This window comes from Clostridium arbusti SL206, assembly GCF_000246895.1.
GTDB lineage: Bacteria > Bacillota > Clostridia > Clostridiales > Clostridiaceae > Clostridium_I > Clostridium_I arbusti.
Map to the genome: position 1 here is coordinate 1 of NZ_BAEV01000017.1, position 11,730 is coordinate 11,730.

Consider the following 11,730-nt stretch of genomic DNA (forward strand, 5'->3'; position numbering starts at 1 on the left):
AGATTGCCAGCAGGCTTAAGATGCCTACGCCCCAAAAGATAGACTTCCAACCATACGCCGTAGCGACAATACGGCCAATAGGAACACCAAAGACGAGTGAGGCGCTATAGCCCATTGTGATGTTGGACATTGCTCCGACCTCACGTCCGGCAGGAGCCAACTTAGCAGCTATGCCATAGGCGGTGACGACGAATAAGCCCGTTGCGACTCCGAGTACGACGCGAGAGACCATCAAGAAGCCAAAGCCTGGAAGGGCGAGTGTCGAAACAATGCCGAGTAATAGGATGGCGAGAGACAATAGCAGTTGCTTGCGCTTTTTCATCCTCGCTATGGCTACTATCACAATAGGAGTGCCGATGGCATTGGCAAGCGAAAATACGGTGATAAGCTGTCCCGCCATCGCTATAGACACACCGACGGAAACAGCGACTTTATCCAGAGTGCCCTCGATGACTAATTGTGTCGTGCCAATCAAGAAGCTGACAAGGGCCAGCATGTAAATTTTCCAAGTATTATTCGCTGTGTTGTTCATTCTTTTCTACGTTCTCCTTTATTTATAATGTAATGAACTTTCATTCTGTTTTTAACGAGCCAGACCGCACAGCCTCTCGATAGCTGCAGGGTCGTGATGGGAGAAGAAGCAGCTCTTGCCGGTATCCAGAGAAGCGATGGACTGCATATCCTCATCGGTTAAAGTAAAGTCAAACACATCAAAGTTCTGCTCCATACGTTCTTTACGCACAGACTTAGGGATGCACACTACACCTCGCTGAATAAGCCAACACAGCACAACCTGTGCAATAGATTTGCCGTATTTCTCTCCTATAGTTTTCAAGGTTTCATTCTGGAACAGGCCATTGCGTCCCTCTGCAAAAGGTCCCCAAGATTGGATCTGTACGCCTTTTTTCTCCATAATCTCTTGGTCAAAAGTACGTTGACAGAAAGGATTAACCTCTACTTGGTTGATGGCAGGTGGTATTTCGTTGTTCAATACAAAATCCACCAATCGGTCAGGCATGAAATTAGCCACACCAATTGCACGAATCTTCCCTGCATTATAAAGCTCCTCCATCGCCCTCCAAGAGCCGTATACATCACCCACAGGCTGGTGAATCAGATATAAGTCCAGGTAATCAAGACCCAGCTTTTTCAAAGAAGTCTCAAAGGCTTTCATAGTCTTTTCATAACCTGCATCAGCCAACCACAGCTTGGTTGTAATAAACAATTCTTCACGGGGAACACCGCACTTTTTAATTGCACGGCCAACCGCTTCTTCGTTATGATAGGACATAGCAGTATCAATCAGACGATAGCCGGTATGAATAGCATCCAGCACAGCCTGTTCACACTGCTCTTCATCTGTGATTTGGAAAACGCCAAAACCAAGAATCGGCATTTCTACTCCGTTGTTCAAAGTTACTTTTTTCATATTGAATTCCTCCAGTTTATTTTTGTATTTTTATAGTGTAGCCTTCTTTGTATATTGTCATGCATTTTTGCCTGTTTCATAGGCTTCCCGCATTGCTTTGTTTCCCTGAATGTCGCCAAGCTGCCATGCACCTGCTCCATAAATAACGCCTTTTACATGAGCCCTTGGCAGACAATCCGTAAATCCACGCAAACTGTCGATGGTACGCTCCATTGCGCTCTTACCTGCAGCTGCAGTGGCAATGAAATAGAAATCTTTATCCTTAATTTCCGTATATCGAGGCAGTGTACGATCGATCAGAGTTTTCATCTGACCGTCCATAGAATAAAAATATACAGGTGTAGCGAGAACGATGACATCTGTATTGATCATCTGCTGAAGGATATCTGTCATATCGTCCTTCTGTACGCAAATACCGCTCTTTTTGCAGGCATAGCAGGCATTGCAGCTTCCAATCTTACAATCTCTTACATAAATCTTCGTGGCTGAGTGACCTGCCTCCTCTGCACCCTTTATAAACTGATCACATAACGTGTCTGAATTGCCGCCCTTTCGCGGACTACCTGATAAAACTAATACTTTTTTCATTGCGTTCTCCTTCCTCACACATAAATAAAATAATTATACAACATCAGTTATTAATAACATTCTTCTAAGATTTTCAATATTTCCTGATGGGTCATCTTCTTATAACTTCCAGCAGAGATGTTGCAGGAGTCCGCAACCTGCTTTAGTATATCCTTATCAGTAATACCAAGCTCCTGCAGTGTCGTTGGCAAGCCAATTTCTTTGATAAAATCAGATAGTGCCTCAATACCCGATCTTGCTAGCTCATCCTCCTTCTTGCCTTCTGCCTGGATGTTCCAGACGTTTCGAGCAAAGCGGACAAATTTATAAAGACCGTAGGAGTAGATATGTTGATAATAGACCAGGCTTATGACTGCTAAACCACAGCCGTGGTTACAATTTGAATAAGCGCCCAACTGATGCTCGATCTGATGAACTTCAAAGTCCATCTTCTTGCCTAGCTTGATGATACGATTCTCGGCCATGGTGGACGCCCACATCAGATTGCTTCGAGCGTTATAATCTTTAGGATTTTTGATTGCCTCACGAAGGTTGCGTATAACGCTTCTCATCAACGCCTCCGCAATATCATCGGAAACATTGTCCTCATCTGGTTCGCTGAAATAAGTCTCCATAATATGACTTAAAATATCGAAGCCACCGGATACCATCTGATCCACCGATACACTATAGGTGTATTCCGGGTCAAGCATGGCAAATTTAGGGTTGCATTTAGGATAATCCCTACCTGTTTTCACTTTATACTTTTCATTGGTAATAACTGCACCGCCGTTCATCTCACTACCTGTACCGGCAACTGTTACAATTACACCAAGAGGCAGCGTTTCAAAATCTATAACACTCATCTTTGCCCAATACTTATCCCACACATCCTCTTTAGAAACAGCCGCCATGGAGACAGCTTTACAGCAATCCATAACGGAACCTCCGCCCACGCCAAGGATGAAATCAACGCTATTTTCTTTTATCAGTGCCGCACCCTCCAATACCTTTTCGTAAGTCGGATTAGACATAATACCAAAAAACTCGATGACGTTCTTTCCAGCCGCATTTAACACCTCCATGACCTCATCATAGATTCCGTTTTGCTTAATAGACCCGCTACCATAGGCCAGCATAACATTATCGCCATAACCTGACAGCGCATTTGCAAGATATTCTTTTACACAACCTCGTCCCAAATAGGTCTTTGTCGCATTCTCAAAGATAAAATTATTCATATTTTATTTAACACACTCCTTTGTTGTCTAGCCGCTAGTTCTCTCTTTACAGTTTTATTATAAGTAAATAGGACCATAAATAGAAGTTTCAATAAGTTTCTCAGTGCAAACCCAAAGGTTGTAACTCAATTTTAAAAAATCCACGAAGCAAATTACTCCGTGGACTTTTTACTTGATTTATTTTTTTGTACTTCTAATCCAAAAACCTGAGAAACTGCATGGATAAAGGAAAGAACATGTTTAGATGGAGTTGGCGAATACAGCAAGCCAAATGGAATATCATAGTTCCATTCCACAGGAAGGATTTTCAATAATGGGTGTACATTCTCCCAGATGTCGAATGCCATCAAGATATCATTGCTGTTTTCACACTGATTGAACACACCTACGTCATAGAATGAGAAATCCTTTATTGTAATTTGAGAATAGTTCTGCCAGATATCATCTCGTATAATATCGACATAACTGTTCCACCCTCTTCGAATCAACATCAGGTTTTCACCAAACAAGTCCTGAATTGTCAGCTTGCTTTTTGCTGCTAGTCTGTGATGGATGGATACGGCACAGCAAATGGGCTTTCTGGAAAGTTCCAGCGTTGCGCATTTTCGCTGGCGTAGAAATTCCCCATCGAAAACGCCAGTCACCAAATCGATATTCTGCCCCAGATGCATCAGGATTTCTCTAGCGTTTTCAGGGGTGTTTTCAAAGGAGACCAGTTGAACCTTCAGATCAGGACAAAACTCATAAATCTTCGGCCATAGTTCCATTAAAAAACGGCTCGGTGTCATCAATGATGTGCCAATCCGAATGGTATTTACATTGTTCTCCATAGCATTTCTTGCTCTGGCAAGAGATTCTTTTGAATACTGAATGATATACTTTGCGTCTGTGTAAAGAGATTTTCCTGCCTCTGTTAATGTAAGTCCTCGATGAGTTCGGACAAACAATTGCAGCTCCATACTGGATTCCAGAAGGTTGATTTGTTTGGTAACCGCAGTAGGTGTAATATATAAAATTTGGGCGGCTTTAGAAAAACTCCCGGCATCTGCTACTTGTATAAAAGTTTCTAGCTGTGTATTGTACATAAAAACCCACCTTTCCATAATAAACTGTACTCTGTATTCTATCAAGAGGTGCTTTTTTTATCCACTCTTAATTTTTTCATTATAAGAATACTTTCTTATTTGCAGCATTTTTCATAAATACTAATACAATCTTCATAGATTCTTGTTTCCTTTCAGTTATATTGTAGTACCTAGAGTTAACTACAGGTCAAGTATTTTTTTATAAAAAACTATTAAAAAAGATAACCTGTATTTATCCTCTAAAATATTATTGCGGAGTATGCAAAATCCATATCAAAGCTTTGTATTGGCTCCGCATTTTTTAAAATTCCAATAAATTGCCTAGATTTATATCTTACCAATATATTCTGACTCTTAAGTCCTTTCTTCCACTGACAATCAATCAAGGTAGTTTTTATAAATCCTTCTTACTACTTTGGCTTGTTTTTCATTTATTATAAGATTGCCTTCCTCATCTTTGTCATATCCTAAAAATTTTGTATGCTTTACTACTACCTTTCCTTGTTCAAATTTTCTCCTTATTCTCCAAGTAGAATTTTCACTTATATTTCTCGATTCATCTTGGGCCAAGGAGCTTAGAAGGGTTAATAAAACTTCACCTTTGAAATCTAAGGTATTTATATTCTCCTTCTCAAATATTACTCCAATTCCGAGAGTCTTAAGAGTTCTTACGTAATAAGTATATAATTCAATAAAAAATACATACTAAAATGGATGTATTTTTAACTTGCGAGGTGTTAAAAAATGAATCTTAGTCCAATACAATTTTCAATTTTATTTCTTCAATTAAGTACACTAACTCTTAATCTTAATGCAATTTTCGTAAAAAAAACAACAGATTCTACTAGCCATATAATTTCAGCATGTATCGAAGTCGCTATTCTAATTCTAAGTTTTAAAACATGGCACGATTGCAATATTAAGAAGAAAAATAGCAACCATAATTAATTTTTTATAGACATCAATATGGAACATTTCCGTCAGTGAGCAGCATACATCTGCATGGATTACTGGTAGTTCCATTAGAATTAGTAACCACATCATCAACATAATTGTTTAAAATTCTTCCACAAAAAGCATCTAAATAAGCTGCATTTGCATATACTGGAGTTATTCTATTTTCACTTTTAGCTTCATAGGTTTTCTTTCCTGTTAGTGCATCAAATAGTTATACTGAGAATACTCCCCTCATGGGATAGTCTTTTAGTTTATATTTAGCTATCTCTTTTAATTTTCCAGTTATTAAATCTCTGTTGAAGGTTAAACTTTATCTTACAGTCATAATCAACCTCCTCTCTTAACTTAAAATAATATTTACAGATTCCGTTATATTTTTATTTAGATTACAGAATTTTAGCACTTAAATTCCAGTAAAAATTTTGTTTTTACTGGAATTATATTTTAATACATTTATTTAAAGGATTGGTATCTCTTAAGACCGGTAGGTCGCTGAAAGAATTATAAATTCCCATTTCCCCAAATAATTATATATAACAATTTCCAGTTTTAATTTAAATTAAGTCCCATCTAATATAGGATTGATCCAATTATGGATTATAATTAAATCCTCTCTCATATCTTCTACAAAATCTATTTGAAGCATATTATTTTTTCTAAAATCTCTTATACAACGAAAAAAGTATAGTTGCATTAAATTAAAAGCAAGTATTATAAACATTAATACTGTCTCAATGCCCGTAGAGCTATGAAGAAGACAATGATCTAAATGCCATTCGGTTTTCAATTGACGAAAAGCATTATTTTCAATATGCCATCTACTATGCATTATTTTCCATAAAGTTTCTGATGAAGTATACTTATCTGTTGTTATAATCCATGATTCTCTAAATTCTATTTTATTTCCACTATAAATTTCTTCTGAAAATTTTAGAAATCTAACCTTAATATCTAGATTAGGCATTTCAAAATTATCTTCATCCCAAGCTTTTTCAAAATAATTTCCAGTAAAAATTGTAATTAAGGATTTTTACTAAATTATATACAACTCCTTATAAATCAACGGTCTATCGCCCTAAAAAATTTCAATGTGCTAAAGTTCTGCAATATTAACGTCTTAATATGGTGGAGGCGAGGAGACGTTATTTTCTGTTATAATATACAAGTTATGTAAAACCTATACAACAACGCAAATATCCTTCATTCTGCGTAAATGTGCCCCCCTAACACAAAAATTCCCCCAAACGTAGTCTGAGGGAACATAAAACACACTTAAATATTTACTTAAAATCCTTCAAAGCCCTTGATATCAGGCTATTTCTTTACTATCCTCACTACGCACTCCACATGTCCTGTCATTGGGAACATGTCTACCGGCTGCACCTCTAAAGTCTTATAGCCTAAATTGTCCAGAATAGAAAGATCTCTTGCTAAGGTTCCAGGATCACAGGATACATAAACTATCTTTTCAGGATTCATTTTTGCCATTGCTTCCAAAAGAGATTTTTCACATCCCTTACGTGGTGGATCCACTATAACCACATCTGCTTTTACACCACTATTTATAATTTCAGGAATGACCTTTTCTGCGTCTCCTACCATAAACTCTACATTATCTATATCATTTTGCTTTGCATTTATCTTTGCATTTTCTATAGCTTCAGGTATAATTTCCACTCCATATACTTTTTTAGCCTTTTGTGATAAAAATAAAGATATAGTTCCTGTTCCACAGTAAGCATCAAATACAATTTCATTACCCTGCAAGTTAGCATATTCTAAAGCTTTATTGTATAAAATTTCTGTTTGTACTGGATTAACTTGAAAAAATGATAATGGTGATATATTAAATTTAAAATCTCCAATATTATCAACTATATCACTCTTTCCCCACAAAGTTTTACACTTTAATCCTAATATCACATTAGTATTTTTAGTATTTATGTTTTGAACTATACTAACTAATCCATCTATATTTTTGCTCATAAGATTTATAAATTCTTCCTCATGAGGTATATTTTCTTTAGAAGTTACAAGTACGATCATAGTTTCCTCTGTTTTAAAGGCCTTTCTCACCATTATATGCCTTACTAAACCCGCACCTGTTTTTTCGTCATATATAGGAATATTATATTTTTTGAGCCATTGCTTTATAATTGCTACTACCTTATCACCAACTTCATGCTGAATATAACATTCTTCCATATCTATTATGTCATGGCTTCTTGGAGAATAAAAACCTACTACAAACTCATCTCTTATAGTACCTACAGGTAATTGAACTTTATTTCTATACCTATATGGCTTCTCCATGCCTATAGTATTATGAACAACAATTCCATCATTATAATCATATCTATCCAAAGAAATTTCCTCTTTTTCAGGAATATCATGCTCAGCAGCACTTTTATTTTTATTAATTTTTAATTTACCAATTCTCTCAATACAATCTTCCACTCTTTTTCTTTTAAAATTTAGCTGCGCCTTATAATTTAAATGTTGAAGCTGACATCCTCCACATCTATTGTATATTTTACATACAGGCTCTTCTCTGTATTTTGATGGTCTTATTATATTTATAAGTTTTCCAAAGGCAAAATTCTTATTTACCTTTATAATCTTAGCCTCAACTTTTTCACCCTCTAAAGCTCCCTTAACAAATACAGTAAAATTATCTATCTTGCCTATTCCTTCTCCTTCATATCCTAAGGATTGTATATCAATAATATAATTTTCATTTTTTACTACAGGTACACTATTTTTCATCTATTATTTTCACCTTTCTAAAACAATACAATTTTAAATTGTCTCAACAAAATTCTAGTTAATTATATCATAAATACTTTAGTAAAAAATTAAAAGAGTCTGCAAAATCTAATTAATTATTTTTTAGCACAGACTCTTTTAATATATTTATTTTAATTTGTAGCAATACCTGATTATTAAATAAATCTTCTAACTGCCTTAGTGATAACCTCTTATTCATAACTTTTCCACATCATTGAAAAGTCTCACACTGAGTACATTGGTTATTATTACAAGTTGCTCCATATATCTGTACATTCAAAGCAACACACTGTCCTTTCATATTATAATTACAGTTACTTGCTCTACAAAGTATATTAGGATTCATAACTATGTTATCTTTATTAAAAGCTTGCCTTATTTCTCCTACTAAATTAATGTTAGTCATGCTAGCTAATGCACTTTTTAATGTTCTATTTGAAAAGGTCTCACAATATGTTTTTTTATTTAATCCTCCATTTATATGTATAGTTTTAGCTGTACACAATCCATCAATATTACTTAAGCAATTTATAGCACTACAGATTAATTTTGACATAAAAATCTCCTCTATTAGGCATGTGAAAATAAATAACAAGTCAAAGATGCGACGTATATTTTAAATTATACAAGGAAACAGGTTCTGATGATAGTGGTGCTATCAGAAGGTTCTGTTAACGTAGTATAATTTAAAATAGACTAGTATACTGACTAGTTATTTATTTGAATATGCCTTACTTTTTAAATTTAGAATTATTTTTTACGAATCCAAGTAAAAATATTCAAAAAATAAAAAAGAGCACCTAATTAAGGTGCTAAGAAAGAATCAGTTGCCATATTTCCAATATTCCATTATATTTTATCATCTTATTATTTTAACCACAATATGTAATATTATACATATTGTAAATTTTTTGATAAATATTTTTCATAACTAGTAAAAAATCAAAGAACACTATTAAGTCTTAAACTCAATAGTGTTCTTCTTATGAAATTTAACAAATTATTTAAACCTAGCAATAATATCATACTAAATTAAAATTACTCCTGTTAAACTTATTATTTTTCAGATCCTACAACATGAACCTTCATCATATTTGTGCTTCCTGTATTCTGAACAGGTATACCTGCAGCAACTACAACTAGGTCGCCGTCTTTAACATATTCATATTGTTTAGCTTTTTCTACTGATTTAGTTATTAATTCATCAGTTGATTCAACTTTTTCAGCAACTATTGGTGATACACCCCAGCTTAATGCAAGAGATCTAGCAACTTTTTCTTGTGGTGTTACTGCTATTACTGGACATTCTGATCTGTATTTTGCAACCATTCTTGCTGTGTTTCCAGTTTGAGTAGCTGTAACTATTGCAGCTGCATTAAGTTCTGATGCTGTTTCACATGTAGCAAGACTTATTGCATTTGCAACGTTTTTAACAGAAGTTTGTTTTCTCTTTGCAATTACTTCTTTATAATTTAATTGTTTTTCTGCTGCTTGAGCAATTCTTGCCATAGTTTGTGCAGCTTCTACTGGATATGATCCATTAGCACTTTCACCACTTAACATTATAGCATCTGTTCCATCGAATATAGCATTTGCTATATCTGATGCTTCTGCTCTTGTAGGTCTTGGGTTTCTTATCATTGAATCAAGCATTTGAGTTGCAGTTATAACTGGTTTTCCTTCTTTATTACATTTTTCAATAATCATTTTTTGAGTAAGTGGTACCATTTCTATAGGAATTTCAACTCCCATATCTCCTCTTGCTACCATTACACCATTAGATGCTTCAATGATTTCATCTATGTTATCTACGCCTTCTTGATTTTCTACTTTTGAGAAAATTTGAATGTTACTTCCACCATTTTCTTCAAGAACTTTTCTTATAGCAATTACGTCAGCTGCTTTTCTTACAAATGAAGCTGCTATTGCATCAACACCTTGTTCACATCCAAATATAAGATCACTCTTATCTTTTTCTGTCATAGCTGGAAGTTTTATTGAAACGTTTGGAACGTTAATTCCCTTGTGACTTCCTACAAGACCTGTATTAGCTACAGTACAATGAATATCTGTTCCTTCAACTGAATCAACAGTTAATCCAACAAGACCATCATCGATTAGTATAGTGTTTCCTTTTACAACATCTTTATATAAGTCTGTGTAAGTGATTGAACATTTTGTCTTATCTCCAAGAACTTCTTCTCCACAAATTACTGTAAACTTATCTCCCTTTTGAAGTTCAAGCTTTCCACCATCAAAATTATGTGTTCTAATTTCTGGTCCTTTTGTATCAAGTATTATAGCTATTGGCTTATTATATTTTTCTCTTAGTGCTTTGATCATATCCATTCTAGTCTTATGTTCTGCATGGTCACCATGTGAAAAATTATGTCTTGATGCACTCATTCCTGCTTCGATTAACTTTGATACAACCTCTTCTGATTCACTTGCTGGTCCTACGGTAAAGATCATTTTAGTCTTTTGCATTATTAAACTCTCCTTATACTTTAAAATTCTAGTTTTTAGTTTTATATATTATATTTTATAAAAGACTATCTTGAAAGTATTTCTGATATTTCATAAAGTCTTTCATTAAACTTACTTGGTATCGCTAATGCCTCATCTATATCATCATCTGTTATTTTATTATCTCTTATTCCAATAACTCTTGATGATTTTCCCTCAATTAGTACTTCTACTGCTCTAACACCCATTCTTGAAGCAAGCATTCTATCAGAAGCTGATGGACTTCCTCCTCTTTGGATATGTCCAAGAATGGTTGCTCTCGTCTCAATACCAGTAACATCTTCAACTTTTTTGGCAAGTTCAATTGAACCACCAATTCCTTCTGCTACTAGAATTAAACTATGCATTTTTCCTCTTAGTTTTCCCTGAAGAATAATTTTACACAATTCATCAAAATCATATCCTTTTTCAGGGATTAAAACTCCTTCTGCTCCTCCAGCAATACCTGAGTATAGAGCTATATCTCCACAGTCTCTTCCCATTACTTCAACTATACTTACTCTTTCATGTGAAGTAGATGTGTCTCTTAATTTATTTATGGCATCTAATACTGTATTTAAAGTAGTATCAAAACCTAATGTATAATCCGTATATGATAAGTCATTGTCTATAGTTCCAGGAATTCCAACTGTAGCAATTCCAAGTTTTGAAAGTTTTTGTGCTCCCATGAATGATCCATTTCCACCTATAACAACTAATCCATCTACACCAAAGACTTTTAAAACGCCTGCTGCTTTTTTTCTTCCCTCATCTGTTAAAAACTCAGCACAACGCGCAGTTCTTAGAACAGTACCACCTCTTTGAATAATGTCAGATACATCCTTTCTCTCCATTTCGAAAAGTTCTCCATTTATGAGTCCACTATATCCTCTTTTAATACCCATAACTCTAAGTCCCTTGTCAAGAGCGGTTCTTACTACTGCTCTTATGGCAGCATTCATTCCTGGTGCATCTCCACCACTTGTTAATACAGCTATTGTTTTCATATACATACCTCCTACGACCATGAGGGACTAAACTTGTCCCACACATTTTATAAAATTCATTATGACTTAACATGCCTAAGTTTAATAACTAACTCCGTATTTAATTCTAATAGAAATATGAAAAAACTTCAATGCTTTATAAGAAATATAAT

12 protein-coding genes are annotated in these 11,730 nt (G+C 34.8%); all 12 read right to left on the bottom strand.

Annotated elements, in window-relative coordinates; genetic code table 11:
• On the bottom strand, positions 1-532 hold a 532-nt coding region (locus RH99_RS04960; RefSeq protein WP_010234779.1), incomplete at its 3' end, for an MFS transporter.
• A gap of 51 nt (positions 533-583) precedes the next feature.
• On the bottom strand, positions 584-1,429 hold the full coding sequence (locus RH99_RS04965) for an aldo/keto reductase (RefSeq protein WP_010234782.1): 846 nt from the start codon (positions 1,427-1,429) through the stop codon (positions 584-586).
• A gap of 57 nt (positions 1,430-1,486) precedes the next feature.
• On the bottom strand, positions 1,487-2,017 hold the full coding sequence (locus RH99_RS04970) for a flavodoxin family protein (protein ID WP_010234785.1): 531 nt from the start codon (positions 2,015-2,017) through the stop codon (positions 1,487-1,489).
• Positions 2,018-2,067: 50 nt separating this feature from the next.
• Positions 2,068-3,237 carry an iron-containing alcohol dehydrogenase gene (locus RH99_RS04975; protein WP_010234788.1) on the bottom strand — a complete coding sequence of 390 codons (1,170 nt, stop codon included), beginning with the start codon at positions 3,235-3,237 and terminating at the stop codon, positions 2,068-2,070.
• 152 nt (positions 3,238-3,389) lie between these two features.
• Positions 3,390-4,322, bottom strand: coding sequence for a LysR family transcriptional regulator (locus RH99_RS04980; protein ID WP_010234791.1), 933 nt, complete (start codon positions 4,320-4,322; stop codon positions 3,390-3,392).
• A 239-nt stretch (positions 4,323-4,561) separates the two neighbouring features.
• Positions 4,562-4,708: a hypothetical protein gene (locus RH99_RS19515; RefSeq protein WP_010234795.1), complete on the bottom strand. Its 147-nt coding sequence runs from the start codon at positions 4,706-4,708 to the stop codon at positions 4,562-4,564.
• On the bottom strand, positions 4,701-5,015 hold the full coding sequence (locus RH99_RS18535; protein WP_444979457.1) for a recombinase family protein: 315 nt from the start codon (positions 5,013-5,015) through the stop codon (positions 4,701-4,703). The genes RH99_RS19515 and RH99_RS18535 overlap by 8 nt, the downstream gene beginning before the upstream one ends.
• An 823-nt stretch (positions 5,016-5,838) precedes the next feature.
• Positions 5,839-6,243, bottom strand: a complete 405-nt coding sequence (locus RH99_RS04995) for a transposase (RefSeq protein WP_010234805.1) — start codon at positions 6,241-6,243, stop codon at positions 5,839-5,841.
• Between the two features lie 350 nt (positions 6,244-6,593).
• Positions 6,594-8,045 carry a 23S rRNA (uracil(1939)-C(5))-methyltransferase RlmD gene (gene rlmD / locus RH99_RS05000; RefSeq protein ID WP_010234807.1) on the bottom strand — a complete coding sequence of 484 codons (1,452 nt, stop codon included), beginning with the start codon at positions 8,043-8,045 and terminating at the stop codon, positions 6,594-6,596.
• Between the two features lie 232 nt (positions 8,046-8,277).
• Complete coding sequence (locus tag RH99_RS05005; protein WP_010234810.1) at positions 8,278-8,622, bottom strand: DUF1540 domain-containing protein; 345 nt, start codon at positions 8,620-8,622, stop codon at positions 8,278-8,280.
• Between the two features lie 500 nt (positions 8,623-9,122).
• The gene (gene pyk / locus RH99_RS05010; protein WP_010234813.1) at positions 9,123-10,553 is read right to left on the bottom strand and encodes a pyruvate kinase; all 1,431 of its coding nucleotides are present in this window, start codon (positions 10,551-10,553) and stop codon (positions 9,123-9,125) included.
• Positions 10,554-10,618: 65 nt separating this feature from the next.
• Entirely contained in the window at positions 10,619-11,578 is a 960-nt protein-coding gene (gene pfkA / locus RH99_RS05015) for a 6-phosphofructokinase (RefSeq protein ID WP_010234816.1), read from the bottom strand.
• Positions 11,579-11,730: the final 152 nt, after the last annotated feature.